The 23,844-nt window shown below is 75.4% G+C and carries 26 protein-coding genes; 19 read left to right on the top strand and 7 right to left on the bottom strand.

Going from position 1 to position 23,844, the window contains the following annotated elements:
* The first annotated feature begins 171 nt into the window (after nt 1–171).
* From I4I81_RS06320 to I4I81_RS06295, 6 genes are all read left to right on the top strand, one after another.
* On the top strand, nt 172–1,380 hold the full coding sequence (locus I4I81_RS06320; RefSeq protein WP_218604989.1) for a cytochrome P450: 1,209 nt from the start codon (nt 172–174) through the stop codon (nt 1,378–1,380).
* On the top strand, nt 1,377–2,753 hold the full coding sequence (locus tag I4I81_RS06315; RefSeq protein WP_218604990.1) for an acetyl-CoA carboxylase biotin carboxylase subunit: 1,377 nt from the start codon (nt 1,377–1,379) through the stop codon (nt 2,751–2,753). The genes I4I81_RS06320 and I4I81_RS06315 overlap by 4 nt, the downstream gene beginning before the upstream one ends.
* Nucleotides 2,750–3,985 (top strand): cytochrome P450, encoded by a 1,236-nt coding sequence (locus I4I81_RS06310; RefSeq protein WP_218604991.1) that lies wholly within the window; start codon nt 2,750–2,752, stop codon nt 3,983–3,985. The genes I4I81_RS06315 and I4I81_RS06310 overlap by 4 nt, the downstream gene beginning before the upstream one ends.
* Nucleotides 3,982–5,214, top strand: a complete 1,233-nt coding sequence (locus I4I81_RS06305; protein WP_218615881.1) for a cytochrome P450 — start codon at nt 3,982–3,984, stop codon at nt 5,212–5,214. The genes I4I81_RS06310 and I4I81_RS06305 overlap by 4 nt, the downstream gene beginning before the upstream one ends.
* Nucleotides 5,215–5,458: 244 nt before the next feature.
* Entirely contained in the window at nt 5,459–5,716 is a 258-nt protein-coding gene (locus tag I4I81_RS06300; RefSeq protein ID WP_218603236.1) for a hypothetical protein, read from the top strand.
* The gene (locus I4I81_RS06295; protein ID WP_218603235.1) at nt 5,713–6,750 is read left to right on the top strand and encodes a phosphotriesterase family protein; all 1,038 of its coding nucleotides are present in this window, start codon (nt 5,713–5,715) and stop codon (nt 6,748–6,750) included. The genes I4I81_RS06300 and I4I81_RS06295 overlap by 4 nt, the downstream gene beginning before the upstream one ends.
* A 198-nt stretch (nt 6,751–6,948) precedes the next feature.
* On the opposite strand, the gene I4I81_RS06290 is transcribed toward I4I81_RS06295, so the two are convergent.
* Nucleotides 6,949–7,947, bottom strand: coding sequence for a zinc-dependent alcohol dehydrogenase family protein (locus I4I81_RS06290; protein WP_218603234.1), 999 nt, complete (start codon nt 7,945–7,947; stop codon nt 6,949–6,951).
* 160 nt (nt 7,948–8,107) lie between these two features.
* Nucleotides 8,108–9,826 carry a sensor histidine kinase gene (locus I4I81_RS06285; protein WP_308187738.1) on the bottom strand — a complete coding sequence of 573 codons (1,719 nt, stop codon included), beginning with the start codon at nt 9,824–9,826 and terminating at the stop codon, nt 8,108–8,110.
* 194 nt (nt 9,827–10,020) lie between these two features.
* Here I4I81_RS06285 and I4I81_RS06280 point away from each other — a divergent pair, with 194 nt between their 5' ends.
* Entirely contained in the window at nt 10,021–11,025 is a 1,005-nt protein-coding gene (locus I4I81_RS06280; protein WP_218615880.1) for an Acg family FMN-binding oxidoreductase, read from the top strand.
* Nucleotides 11,026–11,137: 112 nt separating this feature from the next.
* Here the strand turns inward: I4I81_RS06280 and I4I81_RS06275 are convergent, their stop codons facing one another.
* Entirely contained in the window at nt 11,138–11,605 is a 468-nt protein-coding gene (locus I4I81_RS06275; protein ID WP_218603233.1) for a universal stress protein, read from the bottom strand.
* Nucleotides 11,606–11,949: 344 nt separating this feature from the next.
* A complete protein-coding gene (locus tag I4I81_RS06270; RefSeq protein ID WP_218603232.1) occupies nt 11,950–14,634 on the bottom strand; it encodes a bifunctional acetate--CoA ligase family protein/GNAT family N-acetyltransferase in 2,685 nt (894 codons plus the stop codon).
* 215 nt (nt 14,635–14,849) lie between these two features.
* On the opposite strand from I4I81_RS06270, the gene I4I81_RS06265 reads away from it, so the two are divergent.
* The 12 genes from I4I81_RS06265 (at nt 14,850) to I4I81_RS06210 (ending at nt 22,571) form a co-directional block, all read left to right on the top strand.
* Nucleotides 14,850–15,212 (top strand): spore germination protein GerW family protein, encoded by a 363-nt coding sequence (locus tag I4I81_RS06265; protein ID WP_218603231.1) that lies wholly within the window; start codon nt 14,850–14,852, stop codon nt 15,210–15,212.
* A gap of 7 nt (nt 15,213–15,219) precedes the next feature.
* Nucleotides 15,220–15,822: a universal stress protein gene (locus I4I81_RS06260; RefSeq protein WP_218603230.1), complete on the top strand. Its 603-nt coding sequence runs from the start codon at nt 15,220–15,222 to the stop codon at nt 15,820–15,822.
* 98 nt (nt 15,823–15,920) lie between these two features.
* On the top strand, nt 15,921–17,081 hold the full coding sequence (locus I4I81_RS06255; protein ID WP_218603229.1) for an acyltransferase family protein: 1,161 nt from the start codon (nt 15,921–15,923) through the stop codon (nt 17,079–17,081).
* Nucleotides 17,074–18,186 carry an alpha/beta fold hydrolase gene (locus I4I81_RS06250; protein ID WP_218603228.1) on the top strand — a complete coding sequence of 371 codons (1,113 nt, stop codon included), beginning with the start codon at nt 17,074–17,076 and terminating at the stop codon, nt 18,184–18,186. The genes I4I81_RS06255 and I4I81_RS06250 overlap by 8 nt, the downstream gene beginning before the upstream one ends.
* A 366-nt stretch (nt 18,187–18,552) precedes the next feature.
* A complete protein-coding gene (locus tag I4I81_RS06245) occupies nt 18,553–19,065 on the top strand; it encodes a universal stress protein (protein ID WP_218615879.1) in 513 nt (170 codons plus the stop codon).
* Between the two features lie 18 nt (nt 19,066–19,083).
* Nucleotides 19,084–19,515 carry a PspC domain-containing protein gene (locus I4I81_RS06240; protein WP_226363782.1) on the top strand — a complete coding sequence of 144 codons (432 nt, stop codon included), beginning with the start codon at nt 19,084–19,086 and terminating at the stop codon, nt 19,513–19,515.
* Between the two features lie 5 nt (nt 19,516–19,520).
* Nucleotides 19,521–20,183, top strand: coding sequence for a cell wall-active antibiotics response protein (locus I4I81_RS06235; RefSeq protein WP_218606116.1), 663 nt, complete (start codon nt 19,521–19,523; stop codon nt 20,181–20,183).
* Complete coding sequence (locus tag I4I81_RS06230; RefSeq protein WP_218606115.1) at nt 20,170–20,370, top strand: hypothetical protein; 201 nt, start codon at nt 20,170–20,172, stop codon at nt 20,368–20,370. Before I4I81_RS06235 ends, I4I81_RS06230 begins: the two co-directional genes overlap by 14 nt.
* Nucleotides 20,367–20,756, top strand: a complete 390-nt coding sequence (locus tag I4I81_RS06225) for a proteasome activator (protein ID WP_218606114.1) — start codon at nt 20,367–20,369, stop codon at nt 20,754–20,756. The genes I4I81_RS06230 and I4I81_RS06225 overlap by 4 nt, the downstream gene beginning before the upstream one ends.
* A gap of 86 nt (nt 20,757–20,842) precedes the next feature.
* Complete coding sequence (locus tag I4I81_RS06220; protein ID WP_218606113.1) at nt 20,843–21,103, top strand: WS/DGAT domain-containing protein; 261 nt, start codon at nt 20,843–20,845, stop codon at nt 21,101–21,103.
* Nucleotides 21,100–22,026: an alpha/beta fold hydrolase gene (locus I4I81_RS06215; protein WP_218606112.1), complete on the top strand. Its 927-nt coding sequence runs from the start codon at nt 21,100–21,102 to the stop codon at nt 22,024–22,026. Before I4I81_RS06220 ends, I4I81_RS06215 begins: the two co-directional genes overlap by 4 nt.
* A 113-nt stretch (nt 22,027–22,139) precedes the next feature.
* Complete coding sequence (locus I4I81_RS06210; protein ID WP_218615878.1) at nt 22,140–22,571, top strand: universal stress protein; 432 nt, start codon at nt 22,140–22,142, stop codon at nt 22,569–22,571.
* 11 nt (nt 22,572–22,582) lie between these two features.
* Here I4I81_RS06210 and I4I81_RS06205 read toward each other — a convergent pair whose 3' ends face one another.
* Genes I4I81_RS06205 through I4I81_RS06195 form a run of 3 tightly spaced genes read right to left on the bottom strand, consistent with a single transcriptional unit; the run spans nt 22,583 to nt 23,817 of the window.
* On the bottom strand, nt 22,583–22,870 hold the full coding sequence (locus I4I81_RS06205) for a DUF8730 family Cys-rich protein (RefSeq protein ID WP_218606270.1): 288 nt from the start codon (nt 22,868–22,870) through the stop codon (nt 22,583–22,585).
* Between the two features lie 12 nt (nt 22,871–22,882).
* A complete protein-coding gene (locus I4I81_RS06200; protein ID WP_218606268.1) occupies nt 22,883–23,530 on the bottom strand; it encodes a peroxiredoxin in 648 nt (215 codons plus the stop codon).
* Nucleotides 23,527–23,817 (bottom strand): rhodanese-like domain-containing protein, encoded by a 291-nt coding sequence (locus tag I4I81_RS06195; protein WP_218606267.1) that lies wholly within the window; start codon nt 23,815–23,817, stop codon nt 23,527–23,529. The genes I4I81_RS06200 and I4I81_RS06195 overlap by 4 nt, the downstream gene beginning before the upstream one ends.
* Between the last annotated feature and the right edge of the window lie 27 nt (nt 23,818–23,844).

The raw sequence follows: 23,844 nt of genomic DNA, 5'->3' as shown, positions 1-23,844 counted from the left end.
GGGTTTTTCGAGAAGCGTTGCGGGGATGAGCGCACCCCGTTCCGGCAGGCTGGTCAACGCGAGTTTCCCGAGTCGCATCGGCCGATCGCCTTCGCCGATCGCCCCCGGCCCGAACCGGAATTCATGTCAGTCTTCGATCGAATCTCCGGCCGCGCCGACGAGAGAAGTGTGATGAACGCTCCTGCCAGTCCCGTCGTGTTCGACGCGTTCGCGCCCGAACACCGCGCCGATCCCTATTCGCGCTACGCGCTGGTACGCGAGGCGGTACCGTTCCTGGACAGCGGCATGGGGGTCGAGTTCGTCACCCGGCACGCCGAGTGCAGCGCCGTCCTCAGTGAGACGGCATGGAGCCACCGCGACGAGGCGGAGATCTTCCATCCCGACGCCGAGCGGGTCGACCTGCCCACGTCGTTCCTCTGGATGGACCCGCCCGACCACACCCGCCTGCGCAGCCTGGTCAGCAAGGCGTTCACGCCGAAGGTCGTCGTCGACCTCACCCCGCGGATCACCGAGCTGGTCACCGGGATGCTCGACTCCGCGCTCGCCGCCGGGACCGTCGAGGCGATCGAGGCCATCGCCTACCCGCTGCCGCTGATCGTGATCTGCGAGCTGATGGGAGTGCCGGAACCCGACCAGGCCATGGTCCACCGGCTGGGCCCGGCGCTGGCCAGGGGCTTCGACCCCGACCCGGTGCTGTCGCCGCAGGAACGCAGGGCACGTGACGAGGCGTCCCGCGAGCTGCTGGACTACTTCCGCACGCTCATCGCGCGGCGCCGGGAGCACCCCCGCGACGACCTGGTCAGCGCGCTGGGGGCCGTGCACGACCGGGGCGACACCCTGACCGAGCACGAGATGCTCGCCACCTGCATCACGCTGCTCATCGCCGGTCACGAGACCACGGTCAACATGGTCGGCAACGGCCTGCTCGCGCTGCAGCGCAACCCCGCGCAGCTCGACCTGCTGCGCCGGCACCCCGAGTTCGCGCGGTCGGCCGCCGACGAGATCCTGCGCTACGACTCACCGGTGCACATGACCACCCGCACCGCGCGGCGCGAGCTGGTGGTGGGCGACCGCACGTTCGCCGCGGGCGAGCACGTCTGCGTGCTGGTCGGCTCGGCCAACCGGGACCCGCGGGTCTTCGACCGCCCCGACGAGTTCGACGTGACCCGCTACGCGCCCGGGACCTCGACCCCGCGCCATCTCGGATTCGCCCTCGGCATCCACTACTGCATGGGGGCCGCGCTGGCCCGGCTGGAGGGCGAGATCCTGCTGACCGAGCTCGCGCGCCGGGTCCGGGTGCTCGAACCCGCGGGCGAGCCCGTCTACCGGCCCAACCTGCTGATCCGGGGCCTGCGCGAGCTGCCCCTCACCTTCCGATGACCCGCACCGTGCTGGTGGCCAACCGCGGTGAGATCGCGCTGCGTGTGCTGCGGACGTGCCGCGAGCTGGGCCTACGCACCGTCGCGGTGTACTCGACGGCGGACGCGGACTCGGCCGCGGTCCACTACGCCGACCTGGCGGTGTGCATCGGCCCCGGCCCGGCGCGCCTGAGCTACAACCACATCCCGTCGGTGATCGAGGCGGCCCGGATGACCGGGGCCGACACGATCCACCCCGGCTACGGGTTCCTGTCGGAGAACGCCGACTTCGCCGAGGTGTGCGCGGCCGAGGGCCTCACGTTCGTCGGCCCACCCGCCGCAGTGCTGGCGCGGCTCGGCGACAAGGCGGTGGCCAGGGCACTCATGGCCGAGGCGGGGCTGCCGCTGCTCCCCGGCAGCGTCACCGCGATCGACGACGTGGACGAGGCGTTCGCGCTGGCCGAGGACATCGGCTACCCGGTGATCATCAAGGCGGCCGCGGGCGGCGGTGGCCGCGGCATGACGGTGGTGCGCGACGGGGCCGACTTCCGCGACGACTACCGCCGCACCCGGGCCGGGGCGCAGGCGGTGTTCGGCGACGGCCGGGTGTACGTGGAGCGCTACCTCGACTCCGCGCGCCACGTCGAGATCCAGCTGCTGTGCGACGCGCACGGCGCCGGGGTGCACCTCGGCGCCCGCGACTGCTCGGTGCAGCGGCGCCACCAGAAGCTCGTCGAGGAGACCCCGGCTCCCGGGCTGGACGGCGCGACCGTGGCCGCGATGGGCGAAGCGGCGGTGCGCGGAGCGCTGGCCGCGGGATACGTCGGCGCCGGGACCGTGGAGTTCCTCGTCGACGCCGAAGGGAACTTCTCGTTCATGGAGGTCAACTGTCGGTTGCAGGTCGAGCACCCGGTCACCGAGCTGGTCACCGGCCTGGACCTGGTCGCCGAGCAGCTGCGGGTGGCCGCGGGCGAACCGCTGGGCTTCACCCAGGACGACGTGACGCCCCGAGGCGCAGCGCTCGAGTGCCGGATCAACGCCGAGGACCCGGACCGCGACTTCGCGCCCGCCCCGGCACTCATCACCCGCTGCGTCCTGCCCGGCGGGCCGTTCGTCCGGGTCGACAGCCATGTGAGCAGCGGCTACCGAATCCCACCCGACTACGACTCGCTGCTGGCGAAGATCGTCGTCTGGGCGCCCGATCGGGCGGGCGCCCTGGCCCGGATGGACCGCGCGCTCGCCGAGCTGGAGCTGACCGGTGACCGCCTCGTCACCACCGCGGACTTCCTGCGCACCGTGCTGGCCGAGCCCGAGTTCGTCGCGGGCCACCACGACACCGCGTTGCTCGACCGCATGCGCCGACGCTCGTCCGAACCCGAACGGAGCACCGCGTGACCCCCTCCGCCGCAGTCCATCCCGTCCAGCAGGCCGTCGTCGACGCCTTCTCCCCGGCGGCCCGGCACGACCCCTACCCCGCCTACGACGTGCTGCGCGCCGCAGGACCGTTCGTCCCCGGCCCGCACGGCACCCAGCTCGTCACCCGCCACGCCGACTGCGAGGCGATCCTGGCGGACCCGTCGTGGAGCCACGCCGAGGAGCCCGCACTGCTGCATCCCGACAGCGACGTCGAGCTGGCCGGCTCGTTCCTGTGGCTGGAGCCGCCGGACCACACCCGGCTGCGCCGCCTGGTGAGCGCCGCGTTCACACCCCGCCGGATCGAGCGCATGCGGGCGCGCGCGGTGGAGCTGGTCGACGGGTTGCTCGACTCCGCCCTCGCGGCCGGGGAGGTGGACCTGATCGAGTCGCTGGCCTACCCGCTGCCGCTGACCATGGTCTGCGACCTGCTCGGCGTGCCCGCCGGTGCCCACGCCGACGTCCGCCGGATGTCGGCCGGCATCGCCCGCGGGCTCGACCCCGACGCCCTGCTCACCCCGGCCGAGCTCGACGCCCGCACCCGCGCGGTGCAGGACTTCGCCGCGCTGTTCACCGAGCTGATCGGCCGGCGGCGAGCGCACCCCCGCCAGGACCTGATAACCGCGCTCGCGCAGGTCGAGGCGGACCGCGACACGCTCTCGGAGCACGAGCTGCTCGGCACGCTGCTCATCCTCGTCGTCGCCGGGCACGAGACCACCGTCAACCTGATCGGCAACGGGCTGCTCGGCCTGTTGCGCCATCCCGACCAGTTCGCCCGGCTGCGCGCCGACCCGGACCTCGCGCTCCCCGCCGTCGACGAGATGCTGCGCCACGATCCGCCGGTGCACCTCACGACCCGCACCGCCCGCGCCGAGCTGACGGTCGGCGGGCGGGTGTTCGCCCCCGGCGACGCCGTCATCGTTCTGCTCGGCTCGGCCAACCGGGATCCCGAGGCGTTCGCGCGACCCGCGGAGCTCGACCTCTCCCGGTACGCGGGCGAGCCACGGCCACGCCGGCACCTCGCCTTCGGCCTCGGCCTGCACTACTGCCTCGGGGCGTCGCTGGCGCGGCTGGAGATGGAGGCCGTGCTGCGCGCCGTGGCGACCCGCGTGGGCCGGTGCGAGCTGCTCGCCGAACCGCTCTACCGCCCGAACCTCGTCGTCCGCGGCATGTCCGAGCTGGTCGTCCGCCTGCAGGAAGAGAGCACGCCATGACCGCCGTCCATACCGACCCCGAGGCCGTCCCCGGGTTCGACGCCTTCGAACCCGTCCACCGGGCCGATCCATACCCCGCCTTCCGGCGGGCCCGGGAGGCGTCCGCGGCCTGTTCGCTGCGGCTCGGCGACGTGCCGGTCACGGTGTTCACCCGCTACGAGGAGTGCGCCACGATCCTGTCGAGCCCGCAGTGGGGCCACGGCTACCGGGCCGGCATCAGCCCGTTCCGGGACCCGGGCGCGCGCATCCCGGGCTCGTTCGTGCGGATGGACCCGCCCGAGCACGGCCGCTTCCGCAGCCTGGTCAACAAGGCGTTCACCCCCCGTACCGTCGCGAGCCTGGTCCCGGTCGTCGAGCGTGTCGTCGAGTCGCTGCTCGATGCCGCGCTGGACCGCGGGGAGGTCGACGTGATCGCCGACCTCGCCGTCCCGCTCGCCCTGACCATGATCGGCGGCCGGGTGCTGGGCGTCCCCGCCCCGGACCGGCCCGCCCTGCGCGGCTGGGAGCTGGCCATCGCCCGCGGGACCGATCCCGACGAGCTGCTCCCACCCGACGCCGTCGCCGCCCGCAGCCTCGCCGCCCGCGACTGTGCGGCCTACTTCGCCGGCCTGGTCGCGCAGCGCCGCGCCGAACCGGCAGACGACCTGCTCAGTGCGCTCGTACTGGTCGAGGAGCACGGCGACCGGCTGACCGAGCCGGAGCTGGTCGGCATCTGCATGCTGCTGCTCGTGGCCGGCATGGAGACCTCGATCAACCTCATCGGGAACGGGGTGCTCGCACTGCTCCGGCACCCCGACCAGCTGGCCCTGCTGCGCGCGCGGCCCGGGCTGATGGCGTCGGCGCTGGAGGAGATGCTGCGCTACGACCTGCCCACGCAGTTCACGATCCGGGTGGCACTGTCCGACACCGAGGTCGGCGGCCGCCGGTTCGCCCGCGGCGACGGGGTGATCGTCGTGATGGCCTCGGCCGGGCGGGACGGCGCGGTGTATCCCGATCCCGACCGCTTCGACATCACCCGCTTCGACGGCCCCACCCCGGCCCGCAGGCACCTGGGCTTCAGCCTCGGCGTGCACTACTGCCTGGGTGCCCCGCTCGCCCGGATCGAGGCGAGCGCCGCGATCGGTGCCCTTCTCCGTCGCGCCCCCGACCTGGCGCTGGCCTCCGGCGAGCTGAGCTACCTGCCGAGCCTGATTCACCGCGGTCTGGTCCGGCTGCCCGCGCGGACCTGACCCGGTGATCGGCTGAACCACGGCACGGTCAAGCGCGGCTCGGAGGACCAGGCGACGCTCCGACGCCGATGAGGGTGCTCGGACCCCGTGCTGGTCGGCGTCCAGCACCCGGCGCTCGTCGGGACCCTGCCCGCCCACCAGGGCGACCAGCTCGGCGGGGACGACGTGGGCGCGTCCGGCGCAGCTGGGGACCGACCCGTTCGGCATCCGGCCCGGGCCCGGGCCCCGTCGACGGCCAGGTGCTGTGCCCGCCAGCCTCGGGCTGGATCCGGTCACCGGACCCCGCGACGGGCAGCACCGCGCCGCCGTCGCCGAGATCTGCGCGGCCTGCGCCACGGCCGGGATCACCGGCGACTCCGTCACCGAGGTCGGCCGGGACTTCCGGATGGTCGCCGCAGGCTCCGACGTCGGATTCCTCGAGGCAGGCGTGACCGCCGCCCGCGCGCGCCGAGACGCACTCACCACCAGCGAGAACGACACCGAAGGAGTCGCCACCGCATGAGCACCGTCAACACCCTGCGCGGACCCGTCGACAGCTCGCAGATCGGCACCACGCTGATGCACGAGCACCTCATGGTCCGCAACCCCGAGCTCGAGCGAAACATCGAGCACCCCGAGTACGACGAGGCCGCCATCTTCGCGCGGGCCCGCGCGAGCCTGACCTCGCTGCACGTGGACAAGGGCATCGACACCTTCGTCGACCTCACGGTCCTCGGCCTCGGCCGCGACATCCCGACGGTCCTGCGCCTCACCGAGGACGTACCACTCAACATCGTCGTGGCCACCGGCTACTACACCGCGAAGGACCTGCCGACCTACTTCCACACCCACGCCCCGGACGGTTTCGTCGGCCGCACCCTCGACGGCCCGGACGTGCTGGAGCGGATGTTCGTCGACGACGTCGTGAAGGGCGTCCCGCGCACCGACGGCGTCAGAGCCGGGATCATCAAGATCGTGACCGACGAGCACGGGATCACCCCCGACCTCGACCGCGTCTACCGGGCCGCCGCCCGCGCCCAGGCCGAGACCGGCGTGCCGATCTCCACCCACACCAACGTCTCCTACGCCAACGGCCGCGACCAGCAGAAGTGGTTCGTCGACAACGGCGTCGACCTCGGACGCACGATCATCGGGCACAGCGGCGACTCCACCGACCTGGGCTACCTCAAGGAGCTCATGGACAACGGCTCCTTCATCGGCATGGACCGCTTCGGCATGGAGTTCGTGCTCGACGACGAGAGCCGCATCGACACCCTCGTCAAGCTCATCGAGCAGGGCTACACCGAGCGCATCACCATCTCCCACGACGCCGGCTTCTTCTCCATCAACACCCCGACGTCGTGGCGGGCGAAGCACACGCCGAACTGGCACCACCACCGCATCTCCGACCACGTGCTGCCCGAACTGCGCAAGCGCGGGGTCACCGAGGACCAGATCACCCAGATCATGGTCGTCAACCCCGTCCAGGCCCTCACCGGCGACGTCGAGGCGACCCGGGCCGTGGCCGAGAAGGTCCTCGGCACGGGCCGGTCGTGACGGCCGACAAGATGCCCGTCTGGGAGCCGGGCGCCCACATCGACGTCCTCCTCGGCCCCGCCGAGCCCGTCCTGCACGGCCTGCTGCACCGTGTGGCCCTGCGCGGTGATCAGGACGCCGTCGTCGTGGTCGCGGACGAGCTCCCTGGGCCGGTTCCGCGCCTCGTCGCCGCACCCCGCTGCGCGGAGGCGCCGCCGGTCAGGGCACGAGGACGGCCGCGCCGGCGATCCGGTCCCCGGCCAGGTCGGCGAGCGCCCGGTCCGCCTCGGCGAGCGGCCGTACCGTGACGCTCGGCCGGACACCGAGCGCCGCCGCGAGGCGGAGGAACTCCTCGCCGTCTGCGCGGGTGTTGGCCGTGACGCTGCGCAGCTGCTTCTCCCGGAACAGCTCGTCGGCGTACACCAGCCCCGGCACGTCGGAGAGGTGGATCCCGGCGACGGCGAGCGTGCCGCCCTGGTCGAGCGCCCGCATGGCCACCGGGACCAGCTCACCGGCCGGCGCGAACAGCACCGCGGAGTCCAGCGGCTCGGGCGGCGCGGCGTCGGCGGGCCCGGCCGAGGCGGCGCCCAGCTCGAGGGCCAGCGCCCGTGCCCGCTCGGAACGGGTCAGCACGTGCACCACCGCCCCCTGCGCGATGGCGACCTGCGCGACGACGTGCGCGGACGCGCCGAACCCGTAGATGCCCAGCCGTCCCCCCGGCGGCAGCTCGGACCGCCGCAGTGCCCGGTACCCGACGATGCCCGCGCAGAGCAGCGGCGCGGCCTCGGTGTCGTCGAGCCCGGCAGGCAGCCGGTAGGCGTACCCCTCCGGCACGACGGCGTACTCGGCGTAGCCGCCGTCGGCGTCCCATCCGGTGAACGCCGCGTCCGGGCAGAGGTTCTCGCGTCCGCAGCGGCACCACCGGCACCGGCCGCAGGTCCCGCGCAGCCACGCGATCCCGATCCGGTCCCCGGGCGCGAAGCGCACCGCCCCCGGCCCGCGCCGGTCCACGACGCCGACGATCTCGTGGCCGGGCACCGTGGAAGGCCGGCGCGGCTCCAGGTCTCCCTCGGCGAGATGCAGGTCGGTGCGGCACACGCCGCACGCGAGGACCCGCACCCGGACCTCACCGGTCCCCGGCTGCGGGTCCGGGCGGTCGACGCGGCGCAGCGGCCCGCTGCCCATCGGGCCGGGCCGCTGGATCTCCCATGCACGCATGCGACGAGCCTGACCGAGCGGCGGCGCGCCGACCAGGGACCGCTCGGTCCAGCTCACGTGCCGACCGCCCCTTGCGCGCGGGCCTACGCCCCGGCCGGTACGGACGTCGCGGGACCCTGTCCCGCTGTCGGCAACCGGAGGCACCGTCGTCCGGAGCAGGTCACAACGGGACGCGCCAGCTCAGCCGGGTCCCGCGGACCGGCCCCGGCGTCACGCTGCACCCGCCACCGCGACTCCGCGCGCGCTGCTCCAGGTTGCGCAACCCGCTGCGGGCCGCGTCCGGGTCGAATCCGACGCCGTCGTCGACCACCTCGACCAGCAGATCCTCCCCCGCTTCCACGGTGACGGTCACCGACGACGCAGCGGCGTGCCGCACCACGTTGCTCACCGCCTCCCGCACGACGGCGACGGCGTGCGTCCCGATCTCGGGCGGGACGAGCGCGTCGAGCGGTCCTGAGATGCGCACCGACGGCGCCATCCCGGAGCCGGCCGCCGCCTCTGCTGCGGTGTCCAACAGCCTCCTGCTCAACCCGCCCGCCGGACCTTCCCCGGCGGTGTGCAGGTCGAAGATGGCGGTACGGATCTCGCGGACCGTCGTGTCCAGCTCCTCCACCATGTGCGCCAGCCGGTCCCGCGTGTCCGGATCCGTGCTGCGCCGCATCGCCCCTTGTGCCTGCATGCCGGTCGCGAACAGCCGCTGGATCACATGATCGTGCAGGTCGCGCGCGATCCGGTCCCGGTCGGCGAACACGTCGAGCTGCCGCAGTGCCCGGTTCTTCTCACCCAGCTCCAAGGCCAGCATGGCCTGATCGGCGAAGGAGGTGAGCAGCGGTACCTCACCGGGGAGGAAGGGCGACCCGTCGGGTCGGCGCAACGCCACCAGTATTCCGGTCACCGACTCCTGCGACCGCAGGGGCACCGCCACGGTCGGGCCGTAGTCCGCCAGCACGCTGCCCGAGCCGCCGAGCAACGTCCCCGAGGTGGGGGCCAGCACCGCTGCTCGGCTGTCCAGCACCTCACGGAGCAACGGGTCGTCACCGCTGATGTGGCGACCGACCAGTCCTGCGCGGTCGGGCCCGCTCTGGCCCCGGATCGTGAAGTCCCCGCTGTCCGGCTCCGGACCGAGCACGATCATCGTGGCATCCGAGCCGGTGAGCTCCAGGGCGCGCTGCGCGATCAGGTGCAGTGCGTCGTCGTCCGTCGCCCCTGACAGCAGCTCACTGCGGATCTCCGCCGAGGCCTCCAGCCACTGCTGGCGCAGCCGGGTCTGCTCGAAGAGGTCCGCGTTCTGCACCGCGATCCCCGCGGCCGCGGCCAGCGCCCGCACGACCGCCTCGTCCGCGGCGGTGAACTCACCGCCCCCGGCCTTCTCGGTGAGGTACAGGTTGCCGTACACCGAGTCACGAACCCGGACGGGAACGCCCAGGAAGGACCGCATCGGCGGATGGTTCGCCGGGAACCCCACCGACGACCGGTGGGTTCCGAGGTCGGCCAGGCGCAGCGGCCGTGGATCGAGGATCAGCTGCCCGAGCAGCCCCTTCCCCTGCGGCAGCGGGCCCATCGCCGCCCGGGTCTCCTCGTCCAGCCCGACGTGCAGGAATCGCGAGAGCCCGCCGCTGGGGCCGAGCACTCCGAGCGCGCCGTAGCGGGCGTCCACCAGGTCGGCCGCCGATTCGACGATCCGCCGCAGCGTCGCGTCGAGTTCCAGCCCTTCCCCGACCGCCATCACCGCGTCGAGCAGCCCCTGCATCCGGTCGCGCGTGGACGCCATCTCCGTCAGCCGGTCCTGCACCTCGCGCAACAGCTCGTCCAGCCGCAGCCCGGACAGCATCTGTGCCATGGCCGGGCGTTCCCCGGCATCCGGGTCGGTGCTGTTCAACGCCGTCCTCCTCGTCTCTCTCCGACGAACGTCACCGGATGGAGGCGTTCCCGCACCCGGCCAGTGTGCCGAGGCCCATGACCCCGGGAGAAGGGTCGTTCGTCCGTATCGATGCCAGAGCTGCACGGGGACAGTCGACGCACACCCGCTGCGACCCGCACGGACTCCTTCCACGACCCGGGGGCGCCACGATCATGACCGACATCCCCTCGACCCTCGGCCTCACCGGTGAGCAGGTCGAGCACGTCCTCGCGACGGCGGGGCGAGCCCCGTCCCTGCACAACGCGCAGCCCTGGCTGTTCCGGTTGCGCACGGACGTCATCGAGCTGCACGCGGATCCGCGGCGTCGTCTCCCGGCCGTCGATCCCGACGACCGGGAGCAGCGCATCGCCTGTGGGGCCGCCCTGTTCACCCTCCGCCTCGCCCTGCACGGCCAGCATGTCCGGCCGATCGTGACCCTGTTCCCCGATCCGGCCCAGCCGGACCTGATCGCCGCCGTCCGCCATGGAGGCACGCGGGCCGCCACACCGGAGCAGCAGCGTCTGCTGCGAGCCGTCCCGCTGCGGCGCACCAACCGCCATCCGTTCACCGACGCCGCGGTCACCCAGCAGGAGCTGTACGCCCTGCGCCGCGCCGCCCTCGACGAGGGAGCGTGGCTGCACGTCGTCGACAGTGCCGGTGACCGCGCCCAGGTGCGGCGGCTCGCCGTCCTCGCCCATCAGCAGCAGGTCGCCGACCCCGCGTTCACCGACGAGCTGGAGAGCTGGACGGGAACCGGGCCCGATCGACGCGACGGCGTCCCCGCCTCGTCGGGCGGCCCCCAGCCCGCCCCGCAGGACCGCTGGGTCCTGCGTGACTTCAGCGCGGGCTCCGCACCCGACCGGGTACCCGGCAAGGACTTCGAGCAGGACCCGATCATCGCCGTCCTCACCTCCCACCTCAGCGGACAACGGGCCGAGGTGCAGGCCGGCCAGGCTCTGCAGCGGGTCCTGCTCGCCGCCACAGCCGACGGGCTCGCCGTGTCGTTCCTCTCGCAGATCGTCGAGGTGCCCGGCCCCCGCGACCAGCTGCGCATGCTCATCGGTGCGACCCGCCCACCGCAGGTCGTGCTGCGCATCGGCCGTGGCTGGCCCGTCATGGCGACGCCACGGCTCCCCGTCGCCGACCTGATCATGAACGAACCGTCCCGCCGGTCCTGAGGAACCGCGGGATGCGGCTCCCCGGGGCGCCGGACGGCCGCGAACCGGCGGCCAGGTCCACGGAGCTCGCAGCGGTGGTCGGTCCGGTGCCGTCGGGCGTCTCCGGCGGCCGTCACCCGGGGTCGGATCGCGGGTCGGCCCCGGCCGGGACGACGACCACCGGGCACGTCGCATCACGCAGGCAGCGCTGGGCGACCGAACCGACCGGAAGGTCCTCCATACGGCCGCGCCCGTCGTGGCCGACCACCAGCATCACCGCCCCCCGCGACCGGACGACGAGGGCGTGTGCCGCCTCACCGGCCACGGCGTCGACGTCGAGCGGGACCAGCCGGGCGGGCGGGTCCATGCCACCCACCACCTCGTCCACGACCCGCCGGGCACCGGCGAGCACGGCGCTGCGCAGGTCGACCGGTGACGTGCCCGCCTGCGCACGGTCCGGCACCGCTGCGCCCGGTGTCGCCGCGTAGGCCGCCACCACTTCCACGCGACCCTCGCGCCGTGCGGCTTCGCGCACAGCACGGGCCAGCGCGGCCCGGGCCCCTGCGGAGCCGTCCATGCCCACCACGATGCGTTCACCCACGCTGTCCACGCTCCTCCTCGTCCCGCGCAGCAACCGGCGTACCCCGGCTCCGGGCCGGTGCGGCGTGCGTCCTGGTGTGACGGTTCCGCGGTACGGGACGTCACGGCCAGTACCGAAGGTCCCGGCTCGGGCGGACCGGGGACACCGCCCGCCACCTCCGTCTCCGCCCGCACCGGGCCGCACGACCCACCGATGCCCCGCAGAACGGCCCGCCCGGGAGGGCGACGGCCCGTGGCCCCGGACGCCCGGTGTGGCGAGGCTGGGTACGGAGGTGCAGAGCATGCCGATCAGGTTGCGGTGCTGGTCGACAGCCGTGTCCTCGATCCCGTCCGGGGCGCCGCGTCTCACGTCGGGAGCGCACGCAGGTAGGGATCCTCGGGTGCTGTGGCAACGACCCGGGCCCGCAGGTCGACCGCGTGCGCCGCGCCCGCCGCCCATACCAGCGGGTTGATCTCCGCCTCGGCCAGCTCGGGCAGCTGCTCGGCGAGCCAGGCCATCCGCGTGACGGCGTCACCGGCGGCCCGGCGCAGCTCGGCGGCGTCGCCGCGGTCGAGCAGGCCGCTCGCCGCGTGGAGCCCGCCGAGCATCTCGTCGAGGTCGGCGGCCGTCGCCGGCACCAGGCAGTGCGCGCGGTCGTCGACGAGGTCGGTGGTGGTTCCGCCGAGCCCCAGCGTCACCAGCGGACCGCACAGCGGGTCGCTGGTGACCCCGACCAGCAGCTCCAGGCCCGGCGCCGCCATCGGCTGCACGACGACGCCGCGCAGCCGGTCGGTGAAGTCCTCCTGGAATCGGGCCATCCCGACCCGGATGCTCCGCGGCGAGTCCAGGCCCAGTCGCACGGCCCCGGCCCGGCTCTTGTGCACGACGCCCGCCACGTCCGCTTTCAGCGCCACCGGCGTGCCGTACGCCTCCCAGCGGCGCACCGCCTCCTCGGAGGTGTGCACCACGGCCGTCGGGACGAGCGGCAGCCCGGCCGCGCGGGCGAGCTCGACCGCGCGTGCCGGGTCGAGCCAACCGCCGTCCGGGTTGTCGGCCAGCACCGCGTCCACGATCTCGCGGGCCCGCCCGGGGTCGACCCCGGACGGCACCGGGGCCGGGGCGTGGCGGCGACCCAGCCACCGCGCCCGCTGCACCGCGCCGGCCAGCGCCCGCACGGCGGTGGAGGGATCGGCGAACGAGGGGGTCCACGCGGCGGGGCGCGGGCCGTCCGGGTGCGGCCGGGCCACGGCCTCGGCCTGCCCCAGCCGGACCGCGACGACGGGGCGGGCCGGACGGCCGTCCAGCACGGCGCCGAGACCGTCGAGCGGATCCCCGAGCGCGGTACCGGCCGAGATCGCGACGACCGCGTCGACCGCGGGGTCGGCGAGCACCGCCTCGATGACGCGGCCGAACGTTCCGGGCGCCACGGTGGCCGTGGTGTCGACCGGATTGGTCACCGCGGCCGTGTGCGGCAGCATCCCGCCCAGCACGGCGCGGGTCGGTTCCCCGAGCGGAACGACGTCGAGGCCGTGGCGGGCGCACGCGTCGGCGGCGAGCACCCCCGCCCCGCCCGCGTTGCTCACCACCGCGACCCGCGGACCGGTGGGCAGGGGCTGCGCCTGCAGCAGCGCGAGGAGGCCCACCAGATCGGTGAGGTCGTCGACGGCCAGCACCCCGGCCTGGGCGAAGAGCGCATCCCGTACGACGCGGGGAGTCGCGGTCGCTGCGCTGTGCGACGCGGCCGCCCGCCGACCGGCGTCCGAGCTGCCCGACCGGACGGTCAGCACCGGTGTGCGCCGGGCCAGCCTGCGGGCGAGCCGGGAGAACTGGCGGGGGCGCCGCATCGACTCCACGTAGAGCACTGCGGCACGGGTGCGCCCGTCCGCGGACCACCACAGGAGCAGGTCGTCGGCGTTGACGTCCGCGCTGTCGCCGGTGGACACCGCCGTCGAGACGCCCAGCCCGAGCCGGTCCAGCGCGGTGGCCAGCGCGATCAGCACCCCGCCCGACTGGACGGCCAGCCCGATCGGCCCGGCGGTCAGGGGTGCGGCGAAGCTCGCCTGCAGCCGCACGGCCGGGTCGGTGTTGACCAGGCCGAGGCAGTTGGGGCCGACCATCCGCATGCCGTGCCGTGCGACCGTGTCGGCGAGGCGCCCGGCGAGCACGGCGTCGTCGGTGACGCCCGCGGTGATCACCAGCAGGGCGCGCACGCCGCGGAGCCCGCACTGCTCGGCGACCTCGGGGACGGCGGCGGCCGGCACGCAGAGGACGGCCAGGTCGACGTCCCGCGGCAGGTCCGCGACCCGGGGCACGCACGGCACGCCCGCCACGGCGGCGGAGTGCGGGTTGACGGCGAACACCGGGCCGGTGAAGGCGCTCTCGACGATCCGGCGCAGCACGAGGCGTCCGACGGACCCCGCCCGGCGCCCGGCCCCGATCACGACGACCGACCGCGGCGCCAGCAGCGGGTGCAGGCTGGCCACATCGGCGCGGGACGCGCGCTCGGACACGGCGTCCAGGTAGCGCTCGACGTCCGGCCCGGACTCCGTCGAGCACGGCAGGTCGAGCTCGACCCGGCACACGTCCCCGTCCCGCTCGGTGTGCATCGGCAGCCCGCTGTCGCGCAGCACACGGAGCATGTCGTCGTTGACCGCGAGGACGTCGGCGACGAGCCGGTCGACGCCCTGCGCCCTGGCCGCGGACACCAGGTGCTCCAACAGCAGCGACGCGACACCGCGGTGCTGCTCGTGGTGCGCGACGGCCACCGCGACCTCGGGCGCGACACCGTCCGGCTCCCGGCGGTAGTGCGCCACACCGACCAGCCGGTCACCGCGGAAGGCGCCGACGGCGGTCGCGTCCCCGGCGACGACGACGTCGGCCACCTGCCCGTCGCCCACCCGGGAGGCGGTGAAGAAGCGCAGGTAGTGGTCGTCGCGCGGGAGGTCGCGGTGCAGGGCCTCGACGGCGTGGTGGTCGGTCGCGTCCAGCCGGCGGATCGCGACGTTCGCGCCGTCGGCGAGCAGGGCGCGGCGCTCGGCCGGTCCGGTCATACCCCCACTCCACCCGGCGCGATCGCGCAGGCGGCAGGGCCGACCGACCCGGTCGGGGGGGACCGTCGACCTCGGATCGACTCCGGAGTCCCGTCGCGGTCGCGGTGTCCTGCGCCCGGCAGAGCCCCCCGCCGGGCACACCGGGACCTCCGGCCCTTCCGGCTCCGGTCGGCGCCGCGGCACGCTCGGTTCCGGGTCGACGGAGGGACGAGGTCATGGACACGACGGCGCTGGTGGAACGGGTCGAGAGCGCACTGCGGGTGAACCGGGTGTTCGGCGAGCCGGTGACGGTGGACGGGGTCACGGTCATCCCGGTGTCCCACGTCGGCGGCGGCGCGGGCGGCGGTGAGGGACGCGAGGTCCGCGCCGACGGGGAGACGGCCCCGGCCCGGCCGTCCGGCGAGGGATCGGGCGGCGGGCTCGGCTGGACCGGCCACCCCTGCGGCGTGGTCGTGCTGCGCGACGGGGAGGCCAGGTGGCTCCCTGCGCTCGATGTGAACCGCCTGGTCAGCGCCGTCGCAGTGGTGCTGGTCGCCGGTGCGCTGGCGGTCCGCGCGTTCGCCCGTCCGCGGAGCTGACCGTCACATGGCGACCACGACGAGCACCCTGGGCGCGCTCACCGTGACGAGCGGCCCGGCCGGGGTGCCCGCCTGGGTCCGACGGTGGTGCCGACGCTGCGGGGTCCCGCTCCGCGGAGCCCCGGAACCCGGCCGGCAGGCGGCCGCACTCGCCGGTGGCGGGGCACTGCTCGTGGCCCGCGGCCACCAGGAGCAGCCCACGCGCCCCGTCGTCGTCGCGGCCGTGCGTGACCTGCCCGCCGACGGCCCGGTGCTCGCCGCCGCCGCGGAGGCGGCCGGCCACCTGGACGGCAGCGTGCTCGCGGTGCACGCCGTGCCGCTGTCGTTCGGGGAGCGCAGCGTGGGGCTGGGCGAGGCCGTACGGCACGGACTGCGCCTGCTCGACGAGTCCGCCGACGTGCTCGGCCGCACGGGGATCCCGGTCGAGGTCCGCCTGGTGCGCCGGTGGCCGCACGAGATCGTCGGCGCGGAGGTCGGTGCGGACCTCGGCGCGGGCCTGCTCGTACTGGGCTGTGCCCGCCGCGACCCGCTGCAGCCCTTCGGCCCGGTCGTCCGCAGCGCCCTGTGCCACGCGCCGTGTCCGGTGCTGGTCGTCCCCGGCCACCCGTGAGCGGTTCCCCTGCGGCCGGTCGTCCCGGGCTCTCCGGACGTGCCCGGTCGGGTCCACCGACCCTGGATCACCGTCGACGCGCCGCGGAGGCTGGCCGGGTGCTGCACCACGACACGCGACCCCACGCCACGCACCTGGACGCACTGCGCACGGTACTGGTGGCCTGGGTCATCGCCGGGCACGCCCTGATGGGTTACTCGGCCGTGGGCGGCTGGGCCTACGACGAGGTCCACGAGGTGACGTTCACCCCCGCGGCCGAGCTGGTGCTGGTCGCGCTGCTCGGCCCGACGGGCCTGTTCGTGATCGGCGTGTTCTTCTTCGTCTCCGGGCTGCTCACCGAGTCGGCGCTCGCCCGGCACGGCGCGGGCGCCTACGTGCGCAGCCGCATGCTGCGGCTGGGCCTGCCGTGGGCCGCGTCCGCGCTGCTCGTCTGGCCCGCCTCGGTCTGGCTGGCCTACACCGCGGCCGGGCGCGACGTGTCCTTCCTCTGGGTCCTCACCCACCGCCAACCGCTGCTGGACTCCGGCTCGCTCTGGTTCGCGCTGGTGCTGCTGGTGTACTCGGTGGCGTTCGCGGCGTGGTACCGCCTGTCCGGGCCGCCGGCCGCCGCGCCGCGCCCGCTCACCGCGGCGCACCTGGGCGGCGCCGCCGTCGCCGTCGCGCTGGTCTCGTTCGTGGTCCGGCTGGTGTTCTCGGCGCGCAGCGGGCAGGTCGGTGACCTGCACCTGTGGCAGTGGCCGCAGTGCGCGGGCATGTTCGTCCTCGGGGTGGCCGCGGCCCGGCGCGGGTGGGTGGCGCAGGTGCCCGACCGGATCCGCCGCGGCTGCGGGGTGGCCGTGCTCGCCGTGCTGGTGCTGCTGCCGGTCGCGGCACTCGCCTCGGGGGTGCGCGACGTCGCGCGCGACGCGGGGCCCTACCTGGGCGGCTGGAACGCGGCGGCGCTCGCGACCGCCGCCGCCGAGGCGGTGCTGGTGGTCGCCGGGTCGGTGTGGCTGGTCGGGCTGGCCGGGCACCACGGCCTCGGGGCCGGTCCGCGCGCCACGGCCCTCGCCAGGGCCGCGTTCCCCGCGTTCGTGGTGCAGGGCCCGGTCCTCATCGGCCTCGCCGTGCTGCTGCGCCCGCTCGACCTGCCGGCGGAGGTGAAGGCGCCCCTGGTCGCGGCGGCGGCCCTGTGGGTGTGCTTCGGGCTCGGCCGGGTCGTCTCCCGGCGGCGGGACCGCGCCCGGCCCCCGGCGCAACGGCCGGTCCCCGGTGCCTGAGCGGCCGGCCGGCGCGATCCACCACGTCGACTTCGGCGGGTCGGGCCCCGACATCGTCCTGGTGCACGGGCTCGGCGGCTCCCACCTGAACTGGGACCTGCTCGCACCCCGGCTCACCGCTCACGGCCACGTCCTCGCCCTGGACCTGCCCGGCTTCGGGCTCAGTGCCCCGAGCGGCCGGGCGGCGACGGTCGACCGCAACGTCGGCGTGCTGGAGGCGTTCGTCCGCACCCGCACCCGCCCGCCGGTCGTGCTCGTCGGCAACTCGATGGGCGGCCTCGTGGCGGTGCTGCTCGCGGCCCGCTCCCCCGGACTGGTGCGCGGCCTCGTGCTGCTCGACCCGGCGCTGCCCGCGCCGTCGCGGGTGCTCCGGTCCCCGGCCGCGGCGGTGGAGCTGCTGCTGCACGCGGTCCCCGGCGTCGGCGAGCGCGTCCGGGCCGCGCGACGGCGCAGGCGGGGGCCGCGCCGGACCGTGCACGACACGCTGCGGCTGTGCGGGGTCGACCCGGCCCGGTTGCCGCCCGACCTCGTCGAGCGGTCGGTCGCCCTCGCCGCCGGCCGGTTCGACGTCGCCGGGATGGACCGGGCGTTCCTCTCCGCGTCGCGGTCGCTGGCCTGGGCCCTGCTGCGGGCGCGCCGGTACCGCACGGCGCGGCGGGCCGTCCGGGTGCCGGTCCTGCTCCTGCACGGCGACCGGGACGCGCTGGTGCCCGTCTCCGCGGCTCGGGCCGTGGCCGCGCAGCACCCGGCGTGGCGCTACGTCGAGCTGCCGGGGGCGGGACACCTGCCCCAGCTCCAGGAGCCGGCGACCGTCGCGCGGCTGGTGGGCGGGTGGCTCGACGGGCTCCCCGGGGAGTCAGCGGCGGCGGACGGCCCGGCCGCTCGAGACGGGACCGGAGAAGGCCACGGCCACGCCGGCGACGAAGCCGAAGTCGTACCAGCCGCCGGAGTTGCGCACCTCGTAGACGCTGACGGCGTCGGTGAACAGCGACACGACGAAGGTGACCGGCAGGATCAGGCCGTGCCACAGGCCGAGCCAGAACCCGGCGGCCTCCGGCACGGCGACGAGCTGCGGATTCGGTCCGGCGGCGCACCCGACCAGTAGTCCGGCCACGGCGAGCAGCACCAGCGACGACACCACCGGCCGTACCGCACCCGAGCTCCGTCCACGCTGCTCCGTCACGACCGTCCTCCCGCTGCGGTTCCCGTGCTGCGATCCCACGCCCCGACGGCGGCCCGCCGCCCGGGCCGGGTGGTCCGACGTGGCGCGCGAACGGACCGCCCGGCAGGGGCCGCCCGGCCCTTGCACCCGGCCGAGCCGGTCCGGCGGACCGCGCCGCGGGCCCACCGGCCCCGGCCTCCCCGGCCGGACGACCCTGCTGCCCGCGACCCGGGCCGCCCACGATGGTCGGGCGGGGCCACCGGGCCCCAGCGGCAGACCGGCGCCTCGGCAGCGCCCGGAGGGAGCACCATGACCGGTCCGGCCCGGCCCGTTGTCGCCGGCGCAGACGGCTCCGCCGCGTCGATGCTCGCCGTCGCCTGGGCGGCCGCGGAGGCGAGCCGGCGCGGCCTCCCGCTCACGATCGCCCACGTCACCGGGACCCGGCCGGACGGGCCGCTGCTCGCCGAGAGCATCGTCGACGACGCCCGCGAGCTCGCGCGGTCGGTGGCGCCCCGTCTGGCCGTGCGCACCGTCGTCCGCGACGGCGACCCGGTCGAGATCCTGACCGACCTCGGGCGCGACTGCGCGCTGCTGGTCGTCGGGCACCGGGGATCCGACGGCCACCCGGGGCCCGGACCGGGTTCGACGTCGGAGGCCGTGGCCCGGACCGCCCCCGTCACGGTGGCCGTCGTCGGCATGGACGAGGACCGCTTCCCGCTGGAGCGGTGCACCGGTCCCGCCCTCCCCCCACCCTCGGCCGTCCGGCTGGACCGGCCGAGCACCGTCCCCGGCCCCGCCCGTACCCGGGTCGAGGCCCCCTGACCGCTCCGAGGAGGAACCGTGACCGCTCCACACGACGAATCGCCCCACCCGCCCGCAGCCGGCCCGGTCGCACCCGTCGACCGGCGGCTGCGCCGCTCCCGCCGCGACCGCATGGTCGGCGGGGTGTGCGGAGGCATCGCCCGCTACCTCGACGTCGACCCCGTGCTGCTGCGCATCGCCGCGGTGGCCCTCGCCCTGTCCGGCGGCGTCGGCGTGCTGGCCTACCTGCTGGCCTGGATCGTCATCCCGGACGCGACGGACGACGAGCCCGAGCGTGCGCCGACCCGGGCGAACCGGCACGACGTGGCGATCACGGTCGGGGCCGCCCTCGTCGGTCTCGGGGCCCTGCTGATACTGCGCCAATGGATGCCCGGCTTCGGCGCCGGGATGTTCTGGCCGCTGGTGGTGGCCGCCGCGGGCGTCCTCGTGCTGATCTCGGCCCGGCGGTGACCGCGATGTCGATGACACCGGCCACCTCCCCGGAGAGCGTGCGGCGGCCCAGCGCGGACCCCGCCGACGACCGCCGCCCCGGTCCGCGCTGGGGCCGGATCGTGCTCGGCCTGCTGCTCACCACGGGAGGCGTGGGCTGGCTGCTCGACGGCGTGTCCGTCCCGGTGCCGTGGAACCTGCTCCCGTCCGCCGGCCTCGTCGTCGTCGGGGTGGTGCTGCTGCTGAGCCTGGCCGGCGGCACCGGCCGCGCCGACGTCGTCGTGATCGGGTTCGTGCTCCTCGTGGCGGCGGTCGCGGTGGGAGCGGGGGCCGGGCGCTTCGCCGGCCCGGTCGGCGACCGCACGATCGTCCCGTCGACGACCGGCTGGCCCGCACCGACCCGGATCTCCGCGGGGACGGTGACCGTCGACCTCACCGGCACGGCGCTGCCCTCGACCGGCCGGCTCGAGGTGGCCGTCGGCGCCGGCCGGGTCGTGCTGCGGCTGCCCGCCGAGACCCCGGTCCGCGTGCACAGCACCGTCGTGATGGGCACGATCGTCGCCGACGGCGTCGCGATCGGGCAGGGCGTCGACCTGGACTGGACGGCCCCGGGCACCGGGGATGCGCCCGTCGCGGTGGAGATCGGCGTCGGTGCGGGCGAGGTGGAGGTGACCCGTGAGCGCTCCTGACCACCCCGCACCCGTCCTCGGCGCGGCGGCCGGCTTCCTGCTCGCCGGCCTCGCCCTGTTCCTGCAGGAGCTCGACCTGCTGTCCCTGCGCTGGTCGATGGTGCTGCCGTCGATCGTGATCACGACCGGCTTGGTGACCCTGTTCGCGGGTGCCGTCGGCGCCCACCGGTCCCGGGGCGCGCGATGAGCGGCGACGCGGCCCCGCCCGCGGTACCGGACCCGCCCAGGCTCCTCCGGATCGGCTCCATGATCAAGCAGATGCTCGAGGAGATCCACGCGATGCCGCTGGACGACCGGGGCAGGCAGCGGCTCGCGGCGGTCTACGGGCGGGCCGTGGCCGAGCTGGAGGAGATCCTGCCCGCAGAGCTGCGCACGGAGTTCGAGGAGATCGTCCCGCCGCTGGTCACCGGGGCCACGGTGTCCGACGCCGAGCTGCGGATCGCCCAGGCCCAGCTCGTCGGCTGGCTCGAGGGCGTGTTCGAGGGCGTCCAGTTCGCGGTGACCGTGCGCAATGCGCCGTCCGCTCCACCGGCCGGGGCACGCGGCGGACACCCGTGGGCCCTGACCCCGTGACGGGCCGGCCCACCCGCCGGCGCCGTCGGACCCGATCCGGCGCGGCTCGCCGCCGCCCGGTGCACCCCTGAGGAGAGGACACCGTCGTGAGCGTCGAACTGGCCACCGTGCCCGGGCGGCGGACCCCCCTCCACGCGCTCGGCGGGCGGCTGGTGGAGATCAGCCCGTACGTGCCGATCGCCTCGTCCGCACGCGTCGGGGTGTCGATCTCCACCTACCTCGACCGGATCGCCTTCGGCGTCACCGGCGACCGCGATGCGGCCTCCGACGTCGACGTGCTGGCCCGCGGCATCGCCGGGAAACCCACCGAGCTGGTGGCCGCCGCCACCGCGGGCAGCCGGACGTGAGCGGCGCGGAGCCGCCCGTCCCGGGAGCGGTGGCCGACGGCCGCGACCGCCGCATCGACGTCGGCGGGCCCGTGCACTACGTCGACTTCGGCGGCCGCCCCGGCGGGCCGACGTTCGTGCTCGTGCACGGCCTCGGCGGGTCGCATCTCAACTGGGAGCTGTTCGCGCCGCTGCTCACCCCGACGGGCCGGGTGCTGGCCGTCGACCTGCCGGGGTTCGGGCTCAGCGAGCCCGGGGAGCGGCCCGCGACGGTGCCGGCCAACGTCCGGGTGCTGGAGAGCTTCGTGCGGCGCGTCGCCGACGGACCGGTGGTGCTGGTCGGCAACTCGATGGGCGGCATGATCTCGATCCTGCTGGCCGTCCGCGCCCCGGAGCTGGTCAGCGGCCTGGTGCTGCTCGACCCGGCGCTGCCGCTGCCGCTACGGGCCTCGGGCCCGCGGGAGGCGGTCGTCGGGGGGGCCTTCCTGACCTACGCGCTGCCCGGGGTGGGCGAGCGGCTCATGCGCGGCAGGCACCGGCGCCTGGGCCCGCGCGAGCTGGTGCACGCGACGCTGCGGCTGTGCGGGCTCGACCCGGCCGCGCTGCCACCCGAGCTCGTCGCGCGGTCGGTCGCGCTGGTCGAGCGGCGGGCCGACGTCGCGGGGATGGACCGCGCGTTCCTCTCGGCGTCCCGGTCGCTGGCCTGGGTGCTGACCTTCGCCCGTCCCTACCGGGCCGCGATGTCCTCGGTCACCGTCCCGGTGCTGCTGGTGCACGGTGACCGGGACCGGCTCGTGCCGGTGGCCGCGGCCCGCGACGCCGCCCGGCGCAACCGCGGCTGGCGCTATGTCGAGCTGCCCGGTGTCGGGCACGTGCCGCAGCTGCAGGTGCCCGACCGGCTGGCCGCTCTCGTGACCGGGTGGCTGGCGGCGACGCGGTCGTGACGCGCGGCGGGTGCCGGACCGGAACGGGACCACCGGCGGCCGCGGAGGGTCTCCCGGCCGGTGGTCGGCGGCGCGGGCCGGCGGGACCATCGGGGCGCACGGAGGGAGCCGAGATGCGAGCACCCGGCACGATCGTCGTCGGCGTGGACGACACGGCGGGCGGGCGGGCCGCGCTGCGCCACGCGGTGGCCGCGGCCGCGCGGACCGGGGCCGCCGTCGAGGTGGTCACCGCCTTCCCGGACCCCGACCTGCCGCCCGGTGTCCTCGGCGGCGCACCGCTCGGCCGGCCCGGCGCGCTCGCGCAGGTGCTGCGGGAGTCGGTGCGGGACCACGTCGCGGCCGTGGTCGAGCAGGTGCTGGCCGACCTGCCCGCCCCCCACCCGCCCGTGACGGTGCGTGCCGTCGCGGGACGACCCGTCGAGGTGCTCCTGCGCGCCGCCGCCGGAGGCGACCTGCTCGTCGTCGGCTCGCACCGGGGGGTCGGCCCGGTCGGGCGGCGCTGCGTCCGGCGGGCCCCCTGCCCCGTGACGGTCGTGCGCGGGTGACGGGCGCGCGGTCAGGAGCGGCGGAACCACCGCCGCCACCCGCCACCCGACCTCGGGGCGGGCGCGCAGCGGCAGCGCTGCGCCGCCGGCACCCCGGTCAGCACCTGCTCGACGTGCTGACCGCACCCGCGGTAGGTGGCCAGTCCGCACGTCCGGCACATCGCCCGCTGACACACGTGGTTCCTCCGTTGCTCGATGATGGCCCAGGAGTGGACGGTCACCGACGCGGCGCCCTCACCGGCACGCCGCAGGACGTCGTGCTCGCCACCGTGGTGGTCGCCCGAGCCGGAGACCACCACGCGGGCCCGGGGTCAGCGGGCCGCCGGGGCCACGGCCGGGCACTCGGTGTAGCGCAGGTACGGGGTGACGACCCGGTGGCCGGGGAACAGCGACGCGGCCTCGATCGCGTCGATGCCCAGCCCGATGATCACGTCCTCACCGGGGCGCCAGTCGGCGGGCGTCGCGACGGGCCACGACTCGGTCAGCCGGAGGCTGTCGACGGCGCGGAGGATCTCGTCGAAGTTGCGTCCGGTGGACATCGGGTAGCTCAGGCTCAGCCGGACCCGTTTGTCCGGGCCGATCACGAAGACCGTCCGCACGGTGGCGACGTCGCTCGCCCCCGGATGGATCATGTCGTAGAGCTCGGACACCCGCCGGTCGACGTCGGCGATCATCGGGAAGTCGATCGGGTTGCCCTGCGTCGCGGCGACGTCGGCCTCCCAGCGCAGGTGGGACTCCACCGGGTCGACGGACAGGCCGATGACCTTGACGCCGCGCGCCGCGAACTCGGGGCCGAGGCGGGCCACCGCACCCAGCTCGGTCGTGCAGACCGGCGTGAAGTCGGCGGGATGGGAGAACAGGATCCCCCACGAGTCGCCGAGCCACTCGTGGAACCGGATCGGGCCGCGGGTGGTGTCCGCGGTGAAGTCGGGGGCGAGGTCGCCCAGGTGCAGGCTCATCGGTGGGTCCTCTCTCGATCATCGGTCGTGCGTTCGGCGTACGGCTGTGCGACCCGGGCGTCGTGGCCGCCCACCAGGTCGACGTCGGTCCAGCCCTCGCACCGGAGCAGCCTGGTCGCGGACGGGTACCCGCCCGCGCAGTAGACGACCGGCCGTCCGGGAGGGATCTCCGCGGACCGGCGGGACAGCTCGGCCGACGGGATGTGACGGGCCTGCACCGTCGCCTCGTCGCCGATCACGTACGACGCCCGCGACAGGCACTCCAGGTAGTGCTGCGTGAAGAACACGTGCCCTCCTCGGCTCGTCCCGCCCCC

This window comes from Pseudonocardia abyssalis (genome assembly GCF_019263705.2).
Taxonomy (GTDB): domain Bacteria; phylum Actinomycetota; class Actinomycetes; order Mycobacteriales; family Pseudonocardiaceae; genus Pseudonocardia; species Pseudonocardia abyssalis.
Note: the sequence above shows the minus strand (reverse complement) of the source record. Positions and strands in the feature narration are given on the sequence as shown.

Excerpts from the sequence above, each read along its gene's own strand:
- I4I81_RS06320 (WP_218604989.1), top strand. The coding sequence starts at position 172 with ATGAACGCTCCTGCCAGTCCCGTCGTGTTCGACGCGTTCGCGCCCGAA.
- I4I81_RS06315 (WP_218604990.1), top strand. The coding sequence starts at position 1,377 with ATGACCCGCACCGTGCTGGTGGCCAACCGCGGTGAGATCGCGCTGCGT.
- I4I81_RS06305 (WP_218615881.1), top strand. The coding sequence starts at position 3,982 with ATGACCGCCGTCCATACCGACCCCGAGGCCGTCCCCGGGTTCGACGCC.
- I4I81_RS06295 (WP_218603235.1), top strand. The coding sequence starts at position 5,713 with ATGAGCACCGTCAACACCCTGCGCGGACCCGTCGACAGCTCGCAGATC.
- I4I81_RS06290 (WP_218603234.1), bottom strand. The coding sequence starts at position 7,947 with ATGCGTGCATGGGAGATCCAGCGGCCCGGCCCGATGGGCAGCGGGCCG.
- I4I81_RS06280 (WP_218615880.1), top strand. The coding sequence starts at position 10,021 with ATGACCGACATCCCCTCGACCCTCGGCCTCACCGGTGAGCAGGTCGAG.
- I4I81_RS06270 (WP_218603232.1), bottom strand. The coding sequence starts at position 14,634 with ATGACCGGACCGGCCGAGCGCCGCGCCCTGCTCGCCGACGGCGCGAAC.
- I4I81_RS06265 (WP_218603231.1), top strand. The coding sequence starts at position 14,850 with ATGGACACGACGGCGCTGGTGGAACGGGTCGAGAGCGCACTGCGGGTG.
- I4I81_RS06260 (WP_218603230.1), top strand. The coding sequence starts at position 15,220 with ATGGCGACCACGACGAGCACCCTGGGCGCGCTCACCGTGACGAGCGGC.
- I4I81_RS06245 (WP_218615879.1), top strand. The coding sequence starts at position 18,553 with ATGACCGGTCCGGCCCGGCCCGTTGTCGCCGGCGCAGACGGCTCCGCC.
- I4I81_RS06235 (WP_218606116.1), top strand. The coding sequence starts at position 19,521 with ATGTCGATGACACCGGCCACCTCCCCGGAGAGCGTGCGGCGGCCCAGC.
- I4I81_RS06225 (WP_218606114.1), top strand. The coding sequence starts at position 20,367 with ATGAGCGGCGACGCGGCCCCGCCCGCGGTACCGGACCCGCCCAGGCTC.
- I4I81_RS06210 (WP_218615878.1), top strand. The coding sequence starts at position 22,140 with ATGCGAGCACCCGGCACGATCGTCGTCGGCGTGGACGACACGGCGGGC.
- I4I81_RS06200 (WP_218606268.1), bottom strand. The coding sequence starts at position 23,530 with ATGAGCCTGCACCTGGGCGACCTCGCCCCCGACTTCACCGCGGACACC.